At 69.5% G+C, this 18,543-nt stretch carries 19 protein-coding genes; 9 read left to right on the top strand and 10 right to left on the bottom strand.

Features of this window, described 5'->3' with window-relative positions:
• The first annotated feature begins 31 nt into the window (after positions 1–31).
• Genes OG804_RS09390 through OG804_RS09405 form a run of 4 tightly spaced genes read left to right on the top strand, consistent with a single transcriptional unit; the run spans position 32 to position 3,948 of the window.
• Positions 32–1,288: a flavin-dependent oxidoreductase gene (locus OG804_RS09390; protein WP_328395965.1), complete on the top strand. Its 1,257-nt coding sequence runs from the start codon at positions 32–34 to the stop codon at positions 1,286–1,288.
• Positions 1,285–1,746, top strand: coding sequence for a MarR family transcriptional regulator (locus OG804_RS09395; protein ID WP_328395967.1), 462 nt, complete (start codon positions 1,285–1,287; stop codon positions 1,744–1,746). The genes OG804_RS09390 and OG804_RS09395 overlap by 4 nt, the downstream gene beginning before the upstream one ends.
• Positions 1,743–3,428 carry a CocE/NonD family hydrolase gene (locus OG804_RS09400; protein WP_328395969.1) on the top strand — a complete coding sequence of 562 codons (1,686 nt, stop codon included), beginning with the start codon at positions 1,743–1,745 and terminating at the stop codon, positions 3,426–3,428. The genes OG804_RS09395 and OG804_RS09400 overlap by 4 nt, the downstream gene beginning before the upstream one ends.
• A gap of 55 nt (positions 3,429–3,483) precedes the next feature.
• Positions 3,484–3,948 (top strand): DUF3237 domain-containing protein, encoded by a 465-nt coding sequence (locus OG804_RS09405; protein ID WP_328395971.1) that lies wholly within the window; start codon positions 3,484–3,486, stop codon positions 3,946–3,948.
• A 140-nt stretch (positions 3,949–4,088) separates the two neighbouring features.
• On the opposite strand, the gene OG804_RS09410 is transcribed toward OG804_RS09405, so the two are convergent.
• A complete protein-coding gene (locus OG804_RS09410) occupies positions 4,089–5,252 on the bottom strand; it encodes a hypothetical protein (RefSeq protein WP_328395973.1) in 1,164 nt (387 codons plus the stop codon).
• Between the two features lie 233 nt (positions 5,253–5,485).
• On the opposite strand from OG804_RS09410, the gene OG804_RS09415 reads away from it, so the two are divergent.
• Entirely contained in the window at positions 5,486–5,617 is a 132-nt protein-coding gene (locus OG804_RS09415; protein ID WP_328395975.1) for a hypothetical protein, read from the top strand.
• Here OG804_RS09415 and OG804_RS09420 read toward each other — a convergent pair.
• Positions 5,614–6,831 (bottom strand): M20 metallopeptidase family protein, encoded by a 1,218-nt coding sequence (locus tag OG804_RS09420; RefSeq protein ID WP_328395977.1) that lies wholly within the window; start codon positions 6,829–6,831, stop codon positions 5,614–5,616. The genes OG804_RS09415 and OG804_RS09420 overlap by 4 nt on opposite strands.
• A 49-nt stretch (positions 6,832–6,880) precedes the next feature.
• Here OG804_RS09420 and OG804_RS09425 point away from each other — a divergent pair, with 49 nt between their 5' ends.
• Entirely contained in the window at positions 6,881–7,789 is a 909-nt protein-coding gene (locus OG804_RS09425) for a dihydrodipicolinate synthase family protein (protein WP_328395979.1), read from the top strand.
• Here OG804_RS09425 and OG804_RS09430 read toward each other — a convergent pair.
• The 4 genes from OG804_RS09430 to OG804_RS09445 are packed head-to-tail and all read right to left on the bottom strand — an operon-like array spanning position 7,768 to position 12,095.
• The gene (locus tag OG804_RS09430) at positions 7,768–8,667 is read right to left on the bottom strand and encodes a hypothetical protein (RefSeq protein WP_328395981.1); all 900 of its coding nucleotides are present in this window, start codon (positions 8,665–8,667) and stop codon (positions 7,768–7,770) included. The genes OG804_RS09425 and OG804_RS09430 overlap by 22 nt on opposite strands.
• 10 nt (positions 8,668–8,677) lie before the next feature.
• Positions 8,678–10,006: an MFS transporter gene (locus OG804_RS09435; RefSeq protein WP_328395982.1), complete on the bottom strand. Its 1,329-nt coding sequence runs from the start codon at positions 10,004–10,006 to the stop codon at positions 8,678–8,680.
• A complete protein-coding gene (locus OG804_RS09440) occupies positions 10,003–11,070 on the bottom strand; it encodes a dihydrodipicolinate synthase family protein (RefSeq protein WP_328395984.1) in 1,068 nt (355 codons plus the stop codon). The genes OG804_RS09435 and OG804_RS09440 overlap by 4 nt, the downstream gene beginning before the upstream one ends.
• A complete protein-coding gene (locus tag OG804_RS09445) occupies positions 11,070–12,095 on the bottom strand; it encodes an NAD-dependent epimerase/dehydratase family protein (protein WP_328395986.1) in 1,026 nt (341 codons plus the stop codon). Before OG804_RS09445 ends, OG804_RS09440 begins: the two co-directional genes overlap by 1 nt.
• An 89-nt stretch (positions 12,096–12,184) precedes the next feature.
• Between OG804_RS09445 and OG804_RS09450 the strand changes: the two genes are divergently transcribed.
• The 3 genes from OG804_RS09450 (at position 12,185) to OG804_RS09460 (ending at position 15,560) form a co-directional block, all read left to right on the top strand.
• Positions 12,185–13,543 (top strand): L-serine ammonia-lyase, encoded by a 1,359-nt coding sequence (locus OG804_RS09450; protein ID WP_328395988.1) that lies wholly within the window; start codon positions 12,185–12,187, stop codon positions 13,541–13,543.
• Positions 13,527–14,777 carry a hypothetical protein gene (locus OG804_RS09455; RefSeq protein WP_328395990.1) on the top strand — a complete coding sequence of 417 codons (1,251 nt, stop codon included), beginning with the start codon at positions 13,527–13,529 and terminating at the stop codon, positions 14,775–14,777. Before OG804_RS09450 ends, OG804_RS09455 begins: the two co-directional genes overlap by 17 nt.
• A gap of 129 nt (positions 14,778–14,906) precedes the next feature.
• Entirely contained in the window at positions 14,907–15,560 is a 654-nt protein-coding gene (locus OG804_RS09460) for a hypothetical protein (RefSeq protein ID WP_328395992.1), read from the top strand.
• Positions 15,561–15,567: 7 nt separating this feature from the next.
• On the opposite strand, the gene OG804_RS09465 is transcribed toward OG804_RS09460, so the two are convergent.
• Genes OG804_RS09465 through OG804_RS09480 form a run of 4 tightly spaced genes read right to left on the bottom strand, consistent with a single transcriptional unit; the run spans position 15,568 to position 18,509 of the window.
• Complete coding sequence (locus tag OG804_RS09465) at positions 15,568–16,866, bottom strand: SGNH/GDSL hydrolase family protein (RefSeq protein WP_328395993.1); 1,299 nt, start codon at positions 16,864–16,866, stop codon at positions 15,568–15,570.
• A gap of 47 nt (positions 16,867–16,913) precedes the next feature.
• Entirely contained in the window at positions 16,914–17,654 is a 741-nt protein-coding gene (locus tag OG804_RS32320; protein WP_442941778.1) for a hypothetical protein, read from the bottom strand.
• Positions 17,655–17,662: 8 nt separating this feature from the next.
• Entirely contained in the window at positions 17,663–18,169 is a 507-nt protein-coding gene (locus OG804_RS09475; protein WP_328395994.1) for an SRPBCC family protein, read from the bottom strand.
• Entirely contained in the window at positions 18,147–18,509 is a 363-nt protein-coding gene (locus tag OG804_RS09480) for an ArsR/SmtB family transcription factor (RefSeq protein WP_328395996.1), read from the bottom strand. Before OG804_RS09480 ends, OG804_RS09475 begins: the two co-directional genes overlap by 23 nt.
• Positions 18,510–18,543: the final 34 nt, after the last annotated feature.

An 18,543-nucleotide genomic window follows, 5' to 3' on the forward strand; every position in this document is an offset into this window, starting at 1 on the left:
CCCAACATTTTTGTTGCAAAACTAACCCGCCATGAGCATCGTGATCGCCGGTGCAGGCATCGGCGGCCTGACTGCGGCGCTGAGTCTGCACGAGGCCGGATTCCGGGATATCGGCGTGTACGAGAGCGTCGACACCCTCCGACCGCTCGGAGTCGGGATCAATCTCCTCCCCCACGCGGTCCGCGAACTCACCGAACTGGGCCTCGGGGAACGAATGGCCGCGCTGGGCGTGGCGCCGGGCACGCTCGCCTACTACAACCGGCACGGGCAGGAGATCTGGTCCGAACCGCGCGGGCTCGCCGCGGGCTACCACTGGCCACAGTTGTCGGTCCATCGCGGCCGGCTCCAGCTGGAACTGCTCGCCGCCGTCCGGGAGCGGCTGGGCGCGGATGCCGTCCGCACCGGGCATCGTCTCGTCACCGCCGATCCGTCCGGTATCGCCCGGTTCGAGACTGCCTCCGGTGCGGTGGATGTGCCCGCGGAGCTGATAGTCGGCGCCGACGGCATCCATTCGGCTATGCGTCGCCGGCACCGGCCCGACGAAGGCGCGCCGGTATGGAACGGTCTGACGCTGTGGCGTGGCACCGCCCGGGCGCCCGGATTCCTCGACGGCCGCACCATGATCATGGCCGGCGACGCGGAACAGAAGTTCGTCGCCTACCCGATCGGCGACGCGATCAACTTCATCGCCGAACGGCGAACCGGCGCACGCGGCGGGCACCACGCCGACTGGAACCGCGCCGTCGACCCGGCGCCGATCATCGAACTGTTCCGGGAGTGGCGGTTCCCGTGGCTGGATGTGCCCGGACTGCTGTCGGCCGCCGACGAGATCCTCGAATACCCCATGGTGGACCGGGACCCGCTCGACCGGTGGACCGACGGGCGGACCGCATTGCTCGGCGACGCCGCGCATCCGATGTACCCGAACGGTTCCAACGGGGCCTCCCAGGCCGTGCTGGACGCGCGGACACTCGCGTTCCACCTGGCCACCGCACCCTCCACCGAACAGGGTCTCGCGGCGTACGAGGCGGAACGGCGGCCGGCCACGACCGCGCTGGTACTGAGCAATCGCCGGCAGGGACCCGAGCAGGTCATGGTGCTCGCTCACGAACGGGCCCCCGACGGGTTCGCGCACATCCACGATGTCGTCTCGCCGCAGGAACTCACCGAGATCGCCACCGGATACAAGAAGGCGGCCGGATTCCACCCGGACGCGCTCAATGCCCGGCCCTCGCTGACCCCGCCGGCCGCGGTCCGCACCCTCGGCCCATCCGGGGTGGTTCCGTGACCGCGCTCGATCCGGCGCGGCTGGCCGCGGTGATCTCACCGTTGCGCCGCACACTGCTCACCGCCGCCCGGGCCGTCGAACGGCTGCCGGAGATCCCGGACGCGCAGATCGAGATCATCCGGGCACTGCCCCGGGGCAGCGTCACCACATCGGGTGAACTCGCCGGGCGGCTCGGCCTGAGCCGCTCCACCGTCAGCAATCTGCTCACCGCCATGGAGGCGAGCGGGCTCATCGAGCGCCGCCCCCGCCCGGGCGATCGCCGCCGTATCGAGATCCGCACTACCGCGCGCGCCCGTGATCTCTTCGACCGTTTCGACCTGGCAAGCAGCGCCCTGGTCACCGATGCCGCGGCGACTCTCGACCCGGCAGACCGCGCCGCCCTGGCCGCCGCCCTCCCCGCACTCGAACACCTGCGCGAAGCCCTGCAGCGACTCCATATCCCAGAGGACACCGAATGAACGTAGTGCGCCGGCGCGTCTCCCGATGGATACAGGCGCGGACCATCGAAGGACTCGTCCCCGGCCCGTACGACATCACGATCCGGAAAGGCCTGCGCGTCCCGATGGACGACGGTGTCGAACTCCTCGCCGACCTCATCACACCGATCGGCGATACCGATCCGCGCCGGCCGACGATCGTGATCCGAGGCCCGTACGGCAGAAGCGGGCCGGTCGCGGGTCAGGCCCGGGCGCTGGCCCGGGAAGGGTTCCCGGTGCTGTTCCAGAGCTGCCGGGGAACGTGGGGGTCCGGTGGTGTCTTCACCCCGCAGATCGACGAGCAGCGCGACGGTATCGCGACCCACCGCTGGGTGCGCAAACAGCCGTGGGCCACCGGCGCGGTGGTGACTTTCGGGCCCAGCTATATGGGTTTCACCCAGTGGGCGGTGGCGGCGAAACTCCAGCGGGAGGATCCGGCCACTGCGCCGGACGCGCTCTGCCTGGTCACCACCATGCCCGACTTCGGCGAGATCACCTGGGAAAACGCCGCGTTCTCGCTGCGCAACGCACTGGGTTGGACGCAGATGATGGACCGGATGATCCATCGCGAACTGTTCTCGATGATCCTGGGCCAACTGCGCCCGGACCCCGCGCTGCGCAAGGCTTTCGATGTGCTGCCGCTGTCCGACGGTGACGTGGCCGCGAACGGCCGCCGCGTGCACTGGTACCAGGACTGGGTCGGCCACGAGCGGCTCACCGACGACTACTGGACCCAGCAGTCGTATACCGCGTCGATTCCCGACGTCACCGCGCCCGTCTACATGATCACCGGCTGGTACGACATCTTCCTCCCGTCGCAGCTGCGCAATTACGCCCAGCTCGTCGCGGCGGGACGGCCGCCGCGGCTCACCCTCGGCCCGTGGGGTCATCTGTCCCGGGGAATGGGCGCGCCGACGATCCGCGAAACGGTCGGTTTCCTCGACGAGCACTTCACCGCAGCGCCGAGCGAGCGGGCGGCGCCCGTCCGCGCGTACCGCACCGGCGCCGGGCAGTGGCACGACCTCCCGTCCTGGCCGCCGCCCGGCACGACGACCGATTCGCTCACCCTGCAGAGCGGGGGCGGGCTCGGATCCGGCCTGCCCGACGGCGGTGTCACCAGGTATGTCTACGACCCCGCCGATCCCACCCCGGCCCTCGGCGGTCCCAGCCTGCAACCGAAATCGGGCCCGGTCGACAACGCGGCCCATGAGCGCCGCGCCGATGTGACGGTGTTCCGCGGTGACCCGCTACCCGCCCCGGTCACCGTCGCCGGCGAGCCGGTGGCCCGGATCCGGTTCCGCTCGTCGCAGCCCAGCGCGGACCTCTTCGTCCGGATCTGCGATGTGCATCCGGACGGACGGTCGATGACCGTCTGCGACGGTATCCGCCGTATCGGCGGCAGCGCCGCGGCCGCCACCGACCCGCGGCCGGACCCGGACGGGTTCCGGGAGATCGATATCGCGCTGTGGCCCACCTTCCACCGCTTCGCGGCCGGTCACCGCATCAGCGTGCAGATCAGCTCCGGTGCGCACCCCCGGTACGCCCGCAACCCGGGGTCCGGCGAGCCGGCCGCCGCCGCGACCACCACGCACCGCGCCACCCAAGAGATCTCACACGACCCGGCGGCGCCGTCCCGAATCGATCTCCCGGTGTGGGCGCCGTGATCGCCCGACGGCCGGCGCCCATCACGAACAGCACACATCGTCGAGGGAGCACACCATGACCGCCCCGCCCGTGCCCGGACTGGAGTTCGCGTTCCAGGTGGAAGCGCGGCTCGGGCCGCCGGAGGACCACGGCGTGACCCGCGCCGGACACCGCCGGGTGGTACCGATCGTCGGCGGTTCGATGACCGGCCTGGTCGAGGCGCGGGTGCTGCCCGGCGGCGCGGACTGGCAGCTGATCCGCCCGGACGGCGCGATCGAGATCGATACTCGCTACTCGGCGCAAACGGCCGCGGGCGCGCATATCTATATCCGTACCTTCGGGGTGCGCAGTGGCCCGCCGGAGGTGCTGGAGGCGTTGCTGCGCGGCGACCCGGTCGACCCGGCCGAATACTACTTCCGGCTCGGTGTGCAGCTGGAGACCGCAGACGCGGGCCTCGCGGAACTGGAGCGGTCCCTCTTCGTGGCGTCGGCGATCCGGGAAGCGAATACGGTCCGCTACAACGCTTATCGCGTCACCTGACCGCGCCGCACTCGGCTACCGAAGTAGTCGGACGTCGTCGATGACCGTCCGGCGCGGATCTGTCCACCGTCCCGGCGGCACCCGCACACTGGTGCGCGAGCCTCCCGGGACGGCACCGGGTGGCCCGTGTGGGACAGGTATCAGAACGCGACCGCGACCTCGGTGAGACGTGCGAAGACCGTGGGGTCGGGCCAGGCCCCGGTGCGATACCGCGGCGGGTGCACGCCGGGCATCGGGACGATTCCGGTGATGTCGACCGCCGTCTCGAACGGCACCTGGATCGAGCGGTCCTCATCCTCGGTCGCGAACGCGATGAGATCGGCCACCGGCAGCGCGGCATCGACCCCCTCACCCCAGACCGCGACGGTGTGGATGCCGTCCTCGCGCTCGGCCACCATCAAGCTGCCGACGAAGATCGCCTCGAGGTCCGCCTCGTAACGCTCCTCCAGCCACTGCTGCTGAGCTCCGTACTCGACACTGGCCAGCACGGCGCGAGCCCGCGCCACCTCCGCGTCGTTCGGGGTCGACACCCAGTCCAAGGGGATCACCAGGCCGGATTCGTCGAGGGTGTATCCCTGCGGCGAGAGCGGGCGGGAGGCGTCGCGGTACTCCTGTTCCACCGCTTCGAAGGCCTCGGACAACAGCTCCGGATCGCCGGGAACGACGATCAACGTCCGCTGATCCGGGATGAAAGCGACCGGCGGGTGCTCGAAGTTCGCGGTGGACAGGAGCAGCCAATCCGAGACGAGAATCCACGACGACAGATAGTCGGGCTCGTCGACCTCGATTTTCACGATGCCGTCGTTCGGCAGCTCCATCGGCGGCACCACCGCGGCCAAATTCTCCCTGGCCACCGTCAATGCCTCCTCCGCGGTGACGCCCCATGCGGCGAGCTTCGAATCATCGGGAAAGCTGATGACATCCGGGTAGTCGACGGCCAGCAGCTCGTCCACGAACGGGAACAGGGGACGCCGCACTCGCGAACCGGAGTCGTCGAGCGCGTAGGTCGAACACCGCAGCACCGGCCGCAGCAGCGGCCGGACCTCCTCCCAGCTTTCGGGCGCCGCGGTGGGTGTCACCAGTGCGGGGATGATCCGGGACAACCACTCCTCGGTTTCCTCCGGCGATCGCTCGCGCGTCTCGTCGAAGAGATTCGCGAGGTGGAGAACAGCGTCGGCGCCGTCGTAGCGCACGGCGAATTCGTCGGCGTCGTAGGAGGCGTCGTCCACTCCGGCGGCTCGCATATGCCCGAATACCTGTAATGCGAAATCTCGCCGTTCCCGGCCGTCGTCGATATTCGTCATCTGAAGGAGCGACCTCACAATTCACGTCTTCTGAGTCCGGGCAGGAAGCGCGAACCCTACCGGAAGTCGGCGCCCGGGCGCCGTCACTGTTCCCAGCTCCGGCGCCTCCGAAGGAAATCGTCCGCGCCGCCGACACGACAGCCACCGGCGCGCGTATTCCGCTGGATACGCGCCGGCGTCGCGTACGGTCGGGACAACGGGGCCGTTCGGGTCCCCCCGGCAGAAGGACGCCGATGTCCGATAAATCTCCGCGTGGTGCCACGTCGAAGAAGTCCGGAAAGTCCCTGAAGGAAAAGCGAGCGGACAAGAAGGCCAAGGCCGTCAAGAAGTCCGCGGGCGAGCCCGCTCTCGAGCCCAAGAGCTAGCCGGCCCCGGCAGCGGCCGGGCCGATATTCGCGAGCGTGCGCAACCGCGCGATGGTCCATTCGGTCTCGAAGCGCACCCCGCGGGCGATCACGGCGTCGTCGAACACCGCGAACGGCGAGTGGTTCGACGGCGCCGTCGCCGGGTCGCGGTCCGGCGGGCAGGCGCCGAGCAGGACGAACGCACCCGGGACCCGGTCCAGGAACCAGGAGAAGTCCTCGGATGCGGTGCAGGGCCTGTCCATTACCTCCACCGCGCCGTGCCCGAACTGGCGCCGGGCGGTGGCGATGGCGAAATCCGCCTCGTCGTCCGCGCTGACGGTCGGGATCGCGACCTCCGTCAATTCCACCGACGCCGCCACATCGTGGGTGCCGGCGACACCGTGCGCCACCCGGGAGATCAGCGCGCGCAGCCGCGCCGAGTCTGCGGTGGTGAACGCCCGCGCCGTACCACCGACCCGGGCCGTATCGGGGATGACATTGCCGCTGTGGCCGCCCACGATCTGCCCGACCGTCGCGACAACCGGGGTGAGCATGCCGAAGGACCTGGTGATCGCGGTCTGCAGGGCCGAGACGAATTCCGCGGCGGCGACGATCGGGTCGCGCGCGGTCTGCGGCGCCGAACCGTGTCCGCCGCTGCCCGCGAAGTCGACGGTGAACGCGTTCGACGCCGACATCATCGCGCCGCGACGCATTCCGAACACCGCGTGCGGCAGATCGTAGGAGAACACGTGCAGGCCCAGCGCGGCATCGACGCGCCGCCCCGCGGCATCGAGGACCCCTTCCGCCAGCATCGCCAGGGCGCCGCCCCAGTTCTCCTCCCCGGGCTGGAACACGAACACCACGTCCCCGGCCAGCTCGTCGCGGCGGACGGCGAGCCGGTGGGCCGCGCCGACCAGGATCGCCATGTGCAGGTCGTGGCCGCAGGCGTGCATGGCGCCGTTGGCGGCGGCATAGTCCAGCCCGGTGGCCTCGACCACTGGGAGCGCGTCCATATCCGACCTGACCAGGACCGTGGGGCGCAGCGCAGCCGGGGCCGCGCCGCCGCGCAGGACAGCGGTGACCGAGGTCGTGGCCGTACCCGTGGATATCTCGAGGTCGAGGCCGTCGAGCGCGCGCAGGATCCGGGCCTGGGTCCACGGCAGCCGGATCCCCACCTCCGGGTTGCGGTGCAGGTCTCGACGCAACAGGATCAGATCGGCGATCGAAACGGTCACGGGTCACTCCTCGTTCGGGTGGCGTTCTGGAATGGATAGGGTTGGCGGCATGGAGTGGTTCGGGCAAGCGCGCGAGTGGGCGGGGCAGGCACGCGGCCGCCTGTACGCGGCCCCCGCCACACCGTTCGACGCGTCGGGCGCCGCCCGGCCCGAATTCGCGACCGAGTACTTCCGCGCGCTGGTCGCGGCCGGAGCCGATGGTCTGGCGATTGCCGCCCACACCGGCCGCGGACCGCATCTGTCCGCTCCCGTACGCACGGAGTTGATCCGCACGGCCCGGCGCGCCGGCGCCGCGACGGTCGCCGGTGTCGAGAACGCCGCGGAGGTCGCGGTGGCGGCGGCCGCGGGCGCCGAAGCGGTCCTGGTGTTCCCGGTACCGGGCGACACCTCGTCGGTGCTGCGTCGGCTCGACGAACTCTGGGCGGCGGCCGAACTGCCGCTGATCGCGTTCGACCTGTACACCGCGCCCTATCCGGACGCGACCTTTGCCGCGATCGTGGAGCACCCCGCGGTGGCGGCGGTAAAACTCGCCCGGCTCTCGGAGGCCATCGCGTGCCAGGACCGGATCGCCCTGGTCCGCGACCGCGGCAAACTCGCCGTCACCGGTGAAGACCGCATGTTCGGCGCCTCGCTGACCTGGGGCGCCGAGACCGCGCTCGTCGGCATCGCCGCCGCCGCGGTGGGTCTCACCCGCGCCGTGCTCGATACCTTCTCCGGCTCCGATCTCCCTGCTTTCCGCGAGGCCACTCGGCGGCTCGACGCGTTCGCGGCGACGACCTTCCGGGAACCTTTCGACGGGTACGTCCAGCGTATGGCCTGGATCGCGGGGGCCGAGGGCCTGCTGCCGCCGGACCTGCTGACCGACCCCTACGCTCCCCCGCTTCCGCACGACGAGAAAGCCCGTGTCCTGGCCGCCTTCGGCCGGCTCGCGTCCGATCAGCCCGCCCGCGCGAGCTGAGCCGCCACCAGCGTCGTCCGCGCCACCGCGCGGCTGCGCTCCCACGGCACCGGCGACGGTGCGCCCTCGGCCATCGCGAGCGCCGCGCGCAGACAGTCGACGTAACCGAGATCGTCCGAACCGTCCAGCGCGGTCCGCCGCACTCCCGACTCGGTGTGCACCACCACCTCGTAGGCCTCTCCGGTTCCGGCCCCGACGATGTCCACGCTGACGGGCACTCCCCCGTCGGCGACGGCGTGCAGAGCCACGACGTTCTCCGATATCGACCGGCTGCCCGGCAGCCGCGCCGCCACACCGCCCCGGGGCGTGATCGCGCGCCCGAGGACGGCATCGAGCATTTCCCAGGCGTGCAGCCCCATCGAGACCGCCGTTCCGCCGCCGTCGTCCGGGTCGTCCTGCCAACGGCGTTTCGGGGTGGTGAAGATATCGATGCCGTGCCGCACCGAGACGTGCACCGCGATCGGTTGCTCGCCGTCGAGTTCGTTCGCGAGCGCACGTACCCGGGGTGCGAACCGCAGCACCGAGGAGGTGAGGAATCGGTCCGGCCGGATGCCCACCGCCGCGTCGAGGTCGGCCAGGGCCGCGGCGCTCGCCGCCGGGACCTTGTTGAGAAAGCAGGCGGTGCCGCGATCGAGTACCGCCGCCACCACCGCGGCGATCCGCCCCGGCCGCGGTGTCACGATCACCACGTCCGGGCCCCAGTCGAGCAGCCCGGCAAGGGTGTCGTGTGCTGTCGCGGACCACTCCCGGACGAAGTCCGCGCGCCGGGAGTGGTCGTCGGCATCCCAGACGGCCAGTTCGGTCACCCCGAGCGCCCGCGCGTTGCGCGCGTCGCTGAACGGGTGCGAATGGGCTACGCCCGCGAAACCGATACGCATACGCGCTCCTTCACTTCATATCGACGTCACGCGTCTCCGGGCTGAGAACCGCGCCCACCAGTGTGAGCAGCCCGCCGACGCACAGCAGCACCACGGCCGTGTACGGCAACGGCATGAACGTCGACAACCCGCTCTGGATGTAGGCGTAGAACGCGGGGATCACCATGCCCAGCGAGTACCCGAGTCCGTACCCCGAGGCGCGCACACCGAGGGTGAACCGTTCGGTCAGATACGTCGTCAGGCACCCCCACGGCACGCTGATCAGCACCGTAACCGAGATCAGCAGCGCGAGCACCGCACCGAAGGACCGTACGTTCCCGGAGGCGATGAGCGTGTACGGGATGGGCGCGACGAACATACACAGCAACCCACCGGCGATGAGCATCGGCCGGCGGCCGATCCGCTGTGACAGCAGACCGCTGCCCATGTACACACCGACCACGATGGCGTTCGCGATCACCAGCGCCAGTGTGGTGGCGTTCGGGCTCAGTTCCGCTTCGCTCTTCATCAGGCCGGGCAGCACGGTGGTGAGCATGTAACTGGTGAACCACAGACCGGTCGTGAGGACGAAGACCTGCAGGAAATCCCGGCCGGACCGGCCCTTGAACAGCTCGAGCAGCGGGGTCTTCACCTTCTCCGACTGCTGCCACTCCTCGCTGTCCTCGACATTGCGCGAGTACCAGATCGCGAAGCCGACCGAGAGCACCGCGCCGATGAAGAACGGGATGCGCCAGCCCCACTGGACGTAGGCGGAGTCGAGGCCCTGGGCCGGCATGACCTGCAGCAGGCCGAGCGTGATCAGCGCTATCGAGCAGTACGCAAGGGGGAATCCTGTCGAGATGATCGCGCCGTTGAGGCCCCGCCGTTGTTTGGCGCTCTGCTCGAGCGCGGTCGGCGTCGCGGAGGTGTACTCGCCGCCGAGGAACACCCCGTCGATGAACCGCAGGGCGATCAGCAGGATCACGGCCAGAATGCCGATCTGCTGATAGCCGGGCAACAGTCCGATCGCCATGGTCGTCACGCCGAATCCGGTCACCGAGATCACGGTGATCCGGCGGCGGCCGAATTTATCGGCCAGATGCCCGAACAGCATCGCGCCCAGCGGTCTGCCGACCAGTGTCGCGGCGAACACCGAACCGTTGATGAGGGCGATCGTGCTCGCCGACGCGCCGGTGGCCTGGAAGTACACCGAGGCCGGTGCGAGCACGATGACCGGCAGATAGATATCGAACAGGTCGACGTAGAAACCCAGCCAGGCCCCGAAGACCGCTTTTTTCGCGCGCGCGGCCTTGCCGTCCTGCGGTGGCGCGGTGCGCGCGTCGACAGTGGTCGAGCTCATGACATCCATCCTTCGAGTCCTGCGGTGATGAAACCGTCCTCCGCGCGTAGCCACTCGTACGCGTCGCAGATCCTGGTCAGTTCCGCGGATTGGCCGTCCGACAGACCTTCGGCCGGATCGAGACACCAGATTCCTTCGAGAAGTCCCTGGCGGCGCAACACCTCGTGCACCCCGGCGATGACACCGGCGAAGTTGTTGCGTACATCGAATACCGCGCTGTTGGCGTCGGTGACACCCGCGGCCATCGACATCGCGCGCACGCGCGCATCGTCATCGCCCGACCAGGCCAGGCGGACGAGTTCGTGCAGCCGCACCGCCGCCCTGGTCCACACCGCCCAGTGCCCGAGCAGGCCACCGACGAACCGCCGGGTCACCGGACCGGACGGACCGCACAGATCGTAGGAGGTGAGGAGATCACCGACGATACTGTCGTCGTTGCCGGTGTAGAGCGCGACCTCACCGCCGCGGGCGGAGTCGACGATGCCCTGTACCAGCTCCAGCGTGCGGTAGCGGTCGAACGGCGCCGCCTTCACCGCGATGGTCGATTCCTGGTCGGCCAACCGGCGCCAGAATTCGCGCGGCAGGTAGCGTCCGCCGACGGCTTCCTGCAGGTAGAACCCGATCACGGGCAGTACCTCGCCGACGGCGGCGCTGCGGTCGAGCAGATAGTCGAGATCCCGGTCGGCGAGACCGCCGGGTGAGACGAGCACCGCGTCGTAGCCCAGTCCGCGGGCCAGTTCCGCCTCGGCGACGGCCTGTCCCGTCGGCCCGGCCACGCCGGCGATCCGGAGGAACGGCCGGTCGCCGAGGCGCGCGTCGAACTCCTCGGCGGCGAGCTCGAGGACAGGTCGCAGCAGGCCGATTTCGGGTCGCCGGATCTCGAACTGGGTGGTGTGCACACCGACCGCGAGGCCGCCCGCCCCGGCGTCGACGTAATAGCGGGTGAGTGCGCGCTGGCGCCGCTCGTCGAGAGTCCGGGTGTGATCGAGGGCGAGGGGGTGGGCGGGCACGACGGTGCCCTGGTGCAGCAGCGTGTGTTTGGCGTCCGGGAGCAGTGGGGGCATCAGAAGTTCCCGTCGCGGCGCTCGAACTTGGTGGGTTTGTTCCACAGATTGCCGCCGGCGCCGATCCAGTCGGCCTGCAGCTGGATCAACTGGCCCAGCGTGCGATCGGGGTACCCGAAGAGCGCGTGGCATTTGGCGGCATTGTTGAGCAGGCTGGTCTCACCCTCGGTGCCTACGAAATTCGGTGTCACGCCTAGCTTTTCACCGAGCTGGGTGGCGATGGCGCGTACCGAGGCGGTCTCCGGGCCGGTGAGATTGAGCAGGAACGGCGCGGTGTCGGCGTGACCGAGCGCGCGGAGGACCACCTCGTTGGTGTAGCGCTGCCACACCACGTTCACCACCCCGATCGACAGATCGACGGGCTCGCCCGCCTGCACCCGGCGGGCGATATCGGCGACGACCCCGTAGCGCGGTTCGCACGCGTAGTTGAGCCGGACCAGTGCGACCCGGGTGCCTCGTGTCCGCGCGCCGTGGGTGAAGACCTGTTCGCGCCCCCGGCACGTGATCGCGTACTCCCCGACCGGACCGGTTTCGTCGGTCTCCACCGGCCCGCCCGTCATCGGCGAGGTCAGCGGGTAGACATTGCCGGTGGACAACGCCGAGATCCGGGACCGGGCGTAGCGGCGAGCGACGTAGGCCGGCAGCACCGTATTGGTCATCCAGGCTTCGTCGGAATTGGTGGAGGTGCCGAACTTCGCACCGACCAGGAAGACCACGTTCCCCGCGTCCGGCAGACCGTCCACAGCCGCCGGATCAGATAAATCGGTCACGACCGTATCTACCCCAACAGATTCGAGACGGTCTCGCGCCTCTCGGTCGGTCCAGCGCGAGACCGCCTGCACCCGTACCTCTTTGCGGCCCGCTTCGTCCAGGGCACGCCGGGCCATCGTCGCCACGCCGGATCCGATCTTTCCACCGGCACCCAGGACTATCACGTCTTCTTGCCATTCGGCGGCCTCGGCGACGAGCGCCTCGCTCGGCCGGCTGAGCTCCCGCTCGAGCTCCTTCTCATCCGCGAACATCAACGGACCCTTCTTCCGATGGACTATTTCGGTCAGGACCGTAATAATGGGGGAGCTTCCCGAAAAGCGCAATAGGAAGGAACCACCGAACCGTGACCGTCAGCGTGTTCGACCTGTTCTCGATCGGTATCGGCCCCTCGAGTTCCCACACGGTGGGGCCCATGCGGGCGGCCCGGATGTTCGTCGCCGAACTGCAGAGCTCCGGCGCGCTGCCGCGGGTACGCCGGGTACGTGCTCTGCTGTGCGGCTCACTCGGGGCCACCGGCCGCGGACACGGCTCCGAGCCGGCGGTGATCGCCGGCCTGCGCGGCGCGGACCCGGAAACGGTCGACCCACGCCGGCCGGCCCGGTGGTACGCCGCAGTCACCGCCTCCGGCACCCTCGACCTGGCAGGTCGGCACCCGATCCCGTTCACCGCCGCCGATCTCGTACTCGACGGCGCCATCCGGCTGCCCGGCCATCCCAACGCGATGGTGCTGACCGCCGAGTTCGGCGACGGCACGCAGCTCGAGCGGACCTACTACTCGATCGGCGGCGGGTTCGTCACCGAAGCCGGGCAATCGCTCTCGGTTCGAGGCGACATCCCCGTTCCGCACCCGTTCCGGACCGGTGGTGAACTCTTCGCCCGCGCCACCGCGACCGGGCTGCGCGTCAGCGATCTCGCACTGGCCAACGAACAGGCGCTGCGGCCGGGAACCGATATCGCCGCGGGACTCGACCGGATCTGGTCGGTGATGCGGGAGTGCGTGGCGGCGGGCCTGCGCACCGACGGCTCGCTACCGGGTTCGCTCGCCGTCCGGCGCCGCGCCCCGGATCTGCGGCGCAGGCTCGAGGCGGTGGACCCACCGGTCGATCCGCTGCACCAACTGGACTGGGTGAACGCCTTCGCGATGGCCGTGAACGAGGAGAACGCCGCCGGGGGCCGGGTCGTCACCGCCCCGACCAACGGGGCGGCGGGCATCATCCCCGCCGTACTGCACTACTACGACCGCTTCGTCCCGGACGCCGACGCCGACGGAATCCGGCGCTTCCTGCTCACGGCGGCCGCGATCGGCGCGCTCTACAAGGGCAATGCCTCCATCTCCGGCGCCGAGGTCGGCTGCCAGGGCGAAGTCGGCTCCGCGTGCTCGATGGCGGCGGGCGCGCTGTGCGAAATCCGCGGCGGCACCGCCGCGCAGGTCGAGAACGCCGCGGAGATCGCGATGGAACACAATCTCGGACTCACCTGCGATCCGGTCGGCGGGTTCGTCCAGATCCCGTGCATCGAACGCAACGCGGTCGCGGCCGTGAAAGCGATCAACGCCGCGCGAATCGCCTTGGCCGGTGACGGGAATCATCGGGTCAGCCTGGACACTGTGATCAAGACAATGCGCGATACGGGAGCGGATATGCAGGCCGAGTACAAGGAAACATCGATGGGGGGTCTCGCCGTCAATGTCGTCGAATGCTGAGCACACGTACCGGATCGGCGTGGTCGGGCCGTCGGATCTGGTGTCGCTGGTCAAACGCGTTGCCGCGCTGGATTTCACCGATCATCTCGTCGTACCGCTGACCTACCGCAACGAAGCGCAGGCCGCGGAGGTGGTCTCGGCCCACCCCGATGTCGACGCGCTGCTGTTCACCGGCGTCATCCCGTACACGCTGGCCCGGTCCGCGGGCGTGGTCACCAAACCCGCGGCGTATATCGACTACACCGGCGCCACCCTGTACGGCGCGCTCGTGGAACTGATGTCCGCGGGGCACGACCCGGCTCGTATATCCATCGATACGCTGGCCCGGCCCCTCGTGGTCGAAAGCCTGTCCCATGTCGGGATACCGACCGGCGATGTAGCGACCATGGAGTACCGCAGTGGTATCGATACCCGGCGCCTCGCGGAATTCCACCGGGAACACGCGCGGACCCGTCCCGGTTCGGTCGCGATCACCTGCGTCCGGTCGGTGTACGACCTGATCCGGGACGACGGCTACGCGATCCGGCTCGCCCCGGCGATCGCGTCGGTGCGCACCGCGCTGGAAACCGTGACGATGGAGCTGGCGGGCCGTATCTCCGCCGACGCGCAGGTCGCGCTCGGGATGATCGAACTGCCCGCACCCGACGACCGGCTCGCCGACGATATCCGCGCGCTGGCCGGCAGCCTGTTCCCCACCGGCCCGTCGAGCTACGTCCTGGTCAGCACCCGGGGTGTACTCGCACAGCACACCTGCGACTGGACCGCCATGCCGCTGCTCGAGCAGCTGGCGCAACGCCACGTCTGGGTGCGGATCGGGTTCGGCGTCGGCCGGTCCGCGGCCGACGCGGAGGCGCTGGCCCGCCGGGCCGTCGAACGCTCCCGCACCGCGGGACCTTTCACCGCCATCGTCTCGGTGGGGTCCGGACGTGATTTCGTGATCACCGAGACCAGTCCCGACCCGGACCGGGCGGAGGAGCCGTTGAGCCTGCACATCGCGGCACACCGGGCCGGGCTGTCCCGGGCCACGCTGCTCAAACTCGAGGCGGCGGCCGCCGCCCACCCCGACGGCCGGGTCACCGCCGGCGATGTCGCCGCGGCCCTCGGCATCGAGCCCCGCTCGGCGCGGCGGACGCTGAAACAGCTCGAACGATCGGGCCTCGCACAGCCCGTGGGAACGGTGGCGGGCGGCGCCGGGCGACCGGCCGTACGCTACGAGATCCGCATCGACACCTGACGGGCCACCGCGCCGGATGGTGGTCGAGGCGGACGGCGGCTCCGGGGTGGAGATCAGCACCGAGGTGCTCGCGAACTCTGCCCGAACCTGCGCCGCGGGTTTGTCGGGCCGAATCGATAGTCTGCGGGGATGGTCAGACCCGATCCGGCACTGCGGCGCTTGATGCGTGAGACAGGAAAGCTGCTCCATCCGTACGGCTTCGAAGGCGCCGAACCCCGATGGTTACGGATCGAGCCGGGCGGTGTGGCGTCGGTCGGCCGCACCCGGGTCTCCCGCACCTGGAGCGGCGGACAGCAGGTGATCGGATTCGGCCTGCACCCCGCCGCCACGCCGACCGCGTGGTGGGAATTCGGGAACTGGCGCAACGAGCGACTGGGACTACCGCCGGTACCGTTGGAGAACGCCACGGGACCCGATCTGCTCGACGCCCACGGCCCGGCCGCGGGGTGGTGCCTGCGGATCGACCCGGATCAACCCGGCGGACACGCGCTGCAGAGCGATATCGATACCGTCCGTGCCGAGCTACCCCGGCAGGTCCATCTCCACGCGCGGCGCGCACTCCAACTGGTGGACCCCGACAGGTATCTCGACGAACTGCTGGCGCAACCCGATCCGCGCATCGGCACCTGGGAGGCGATCGTGGTGTTGCTGGCCGGACGCGGGCCGGGACCCCAACTCGACGACGCGATTCACCGGCTGCGGCAGTGTTTCGCGGATCGTGCGCCGTCGGATTACGCGAACGATGTCATCGAATACGCACGGGCTCGGGCTTTTTCGGCATGAGGCCACGTCACCCGTTTCGATCGGCGGCGTCGAGGGCCGCGGCGGCGGCGTCGGCCATGGCGGCGTAACCGGCGGGATTGGGATGCAGGTGGTCGCCGCTGTCGTAGCGCGGCGACAGGACGTCGGGATCGGATCCGGCGGCGAGCAGCCGGTCGAAGTCGATGACGGTGTCGAACTCTCCGGATTCGCGTATCCAGAAGTTGACCCGGTCGCGCACCGCCTCGCCGTGCTCGCTGTAATAGGTGGCGCCTTGATAGGGCAGCAGTGTGCCGGCGATGATTCGCAGCCCGTCGTCCCGGGCGAGGTCGATGAGCTGCCGGTATTCGGCGATCAGCTGCTCCGGGGTGACGTCGGGGTTGGGTCGCAACCACGGGCTGTCCAAGCGGCTCGCACCGATATCGTTGATTCCGGACAGCAGGATCACGGTGCCGGCGCCTTCCTTGTCCAGCACATCGCGACGGAACCGGGTGGCGGCGCGTTGCCCGACATAGTCGGATTCGGACACGATCCGGTTGCCGGCGATCCCGGCATTGAGCACCGCCCGGGTGTCACCGCCGGCGGCGAGCCGGTCGGCGAGAACATCGGGATAGCGGTTGTCCGAACCCGTGGTGGCTCCCGCTCCATCGGTGAGCGAGTCCCCGAAGGTCACCACCCCGTCGCGCGCCGCGGCGCCGCTGACCCGGATTTCGGACAGGTAGTACCAGGACTCGTCGGACTCGGTGAAGGCCGTGTCGTCGATATCCGCGTGATGATCGCCGCGCGCCCGGTAGGAGATCGCGTTGCTGAGGTCGTGGAAGGTGGCCGGGCCCGTCGCGTCGGCGAGGTAGAGGGTCACGGTGATCGGTTCGCGGGCTGTCACCGTGAAATCGATCGCGTCGCCGCTCGACTCCGCGCCGGGCGGTATGACCGTGGTGGGCGCTCCGTCGAACAACACCGGCCGCACCGTATCCGGCCGCACGGCCGCACCGCGCGCGGTCTGCGCGACGGTGGCCGCGGTGATCCGCAACGGTTGTTTCCCGAACAGGTTGGACAGGGCGATCCGGGCCCGGTCGCCGCCGAGGGTGGGACGTACCGTCTGCCGCACCGTGTGGTCGGCGAAACCGGTTGTCGACCAATTGGGTTCCCAGACGTCGACGGCGGCCATCTGCGCGGCCGACCAGCTGGCGAGCCACAGCCGCTGTTCGGCGGTCCGGCCGAAGGCGGTCAGGCACACCACCGCCGCCACCACGGCCAGCAGTACCGCCGCCGCCGGAGCCACCGCTCGCATCTCGCGCCGGACGGCGGCACCCGACACCGCGACCTTCATATCCGAATTCCATTCTTCGTCGGAGCCGGCCGAAGTGAACGCACGGATCACCGAGCGGCCGGTACACGGGCCGCCGACACGCATCCATGTCCGAACACTCGTCGAAGCCACGAACGGGCGACCGGTGGACATTCTCTCCGATGCCGTCTCCGCGATCCGTACCGGCAGCCCAGCCTCCGGCCTGTTCCTCCGCCGCGCCCCGGGGGACCGCGACTACCCCATTGTGCCCGGTACCGGATTCCGTCCAGCGCTACCACGGCCCCGCCGGTTGCGCACGCCCGGAAGACGCCGCAGTCCGACCCGAACGGAAATCGGGCCGGATTCCTCCCCTCACCGACACCGGCCCGCGCGACGATCGCCCGCCCCGGTTCCATGGCGATGACCGGACGCGGGAACCGATGGCGAGCGCAGGCCGTATCGAGGGCGTCGTCGAGCACACCGGCCAGCTCGACCGTGTTCAGTTCGGCGTCACCCGGCCGATAGGCGACCGGATGGCCGCCGCCCAGGTCCAGCTCGGTGAGCAGGTGACCGTGTTCCCGGCGGATCCACGCCATCTCGGCGATCGACCGCACCGCGTCCACGGCCATCGCGCTGCCGAGCGGGAGGCCGAATTTCTGGTCGATCACGCCCGTCCGCACCGCCGGATGCCCGTGCACATCGATTCCGGGAGACAGTCGCAGCAGCACCCGTTGCGGCCGGTGCGCGAGCGCGGACAGCAACTCGATCTCCGCGGGCGGCCAGACCGCCGGGCTCAACCGAGGCGGAGCTTGCGCCCCGGGCAGAACCACCGCCGTGCTCAGCGGAGCGAGAGCGCCAGCTCTTCGAGGAGGTCCATCTGCTCCTGCATGCCGACTTCCATTCCGGATTCGAGAATGGTGTCCCGCAACGCTTTGTCCGGGCACTGCACCAGTAGTTCCAGGGTGGTGCCGCGGTCGCGCTCGCGGAACGTGACGATGTTCAACGGCGCGCCTTCGTCGGATCCGTCGGTGTCCGGCATCTCGAAGACCTCGGTGGTGACGATCCGCTCGTCGGGCACGATCTCGCGGTACTCGCCATGGAAGGCGACCTCGTGACCACCGTGCGCGGACAGTACGTACCGCCACCGGCCGCCCACGCGTAGATCGATATCCACACTGGTCAGGACGCCGCGTCGGCCACTCCACCAGCGGCGGACCAAGTCCGGCGTGGTCCACGCGCGATACACCAGGTGTTTCGGCGCGTCGAAATCCCGGGTGATCAGGATCTGCTCGTCCGACGGCAGTGTGACGGCCGCCGTTCTCTTATTCCTCGTCGATTCGGTCATCTCGGTTCCCCTCTTGGTCCTGGAGTTCTCTCAATACGCTGTCCAGCTGGTCGAACCGCTCCGACCAGGTCTGCTCGTAGCGCCGGATCCAGTCGTGGATCGGCTTGAGGGCATGACCGTTGACGCGATACATCCGCTGTCGCCCGTCATCGCGTACGTCCACCACACCCACTTCCCGCAACACCCGCAGATGCTTGGAGACCTGGGGCTGGGAGACCTCCAGCAGGTGCACCAGATCTTTCACCGGCCGTTCTCCGTCGATGAGAACGTCGAGTATCTGTCGGCGCCGAGGCTCGGCCACCGCGTTGAACGCATCTGTTGTCGTTGCTGCTCGTGCCACATCCCGATCATATACCCATATGGGTATATGTCAA

Origin of the sequence: Nocardia sp. NBC_00416, assembly GCF_036032445.1 — a bacterium.
Taxonomy (GTDB): Bacteria; Actinomycetota; Actinomycetes; order Mycobacteriales; family Mycobacteriaceae; genus Nocardia.

Coding starts and splice junctions, on each gene's coding strand:
- OG804_RS09390 (WP_328395965.1), top strand. CDS start 32: ATGAGCATCGTGATCGCCGGTGCAGGCATCGGCGGCCTGACTGCGGCG.
- OG804_RS09440 (WP_328395984.1), bottom strand. CDS start 11,070: ATGCCCCCACTGCTCCCGGACGCCAAACACACGCTGCTGCACCAGGGC.
- OG804_RS09405 (WP_328395971.1), top strand. CDS start 3,484: ATGACCGCCCCGCCCGTGCCCGGACTGGAGTTCGCGTTCCAGGTGGAA.
- OG804_RS09425 (WP_328395979.1), top strand. CDS start 6,881: ATGGAGTGGTTCGGGCAAGCGCGCGAGTGGGCGGGGCAGGCACGCGGC.
- OG804_RS09465 (WP_328395993.1), bottom strand. CDS start 16,866: ATGAAGGTCGCGGTGTCGGGTGCCGCCGTCCGGCGCGAGATGCGAGCG.
- OG804_RS09435 (WP_328395982.1), bottom strand. CDS start 10,006: ATGAGCTCGACCACTGTCGACGCGCGCACCGCGCCACCGCAGGACGGC.
- OG804_RS09415 (WP_328395975.1), top strand. CDS start 5,486: ATGTCCGATAAATCTCCGCGTGGTGCCACGTCGAAGAAGTCCGGAAAG.
- OG804_RS09400 (WP_328395969.1), top strand. CDS start 1,743: ATGAACGTAGTGCGCCGGCGCGTCTCCCGATGGATACAGGCGCGGACC.
- OG804_RS09475 (WP_328395994.1), bottom strand. CDS start 18,169: ATGACCGAATCGACGAGGAATAAGAGAACGGCGGCCGTCACACTGCCG.
- OG804_RS09410 (WP_328395973.1), bottom strand. CDS start 5,252: ATGACGAATATCGACGACGGCCGGGAACGGCGAGATTTCGCATTACAG.
- OG804_RS09460 (WP_328395992.1), top strand. CDS start 14,907: ATGGTCAGACCCGATCCGGCACTGCGGCGCTTGATGCGTGAGACAGGA.
- OG804_RS09455 (WP_328395990.1), top strand. CDS start 13,527: ATGTCGTCGAATGCTGAGCACACGTACCGGATCGGCGTGGTCGGGCCG.
- OG804_RS09430 (WP_328395981.1), bottom strand. CDS start 8,667: ATGCGTATCGGTTTCGCGGGCGTAGCCCATTCGCACCCGTTCAGCGAC.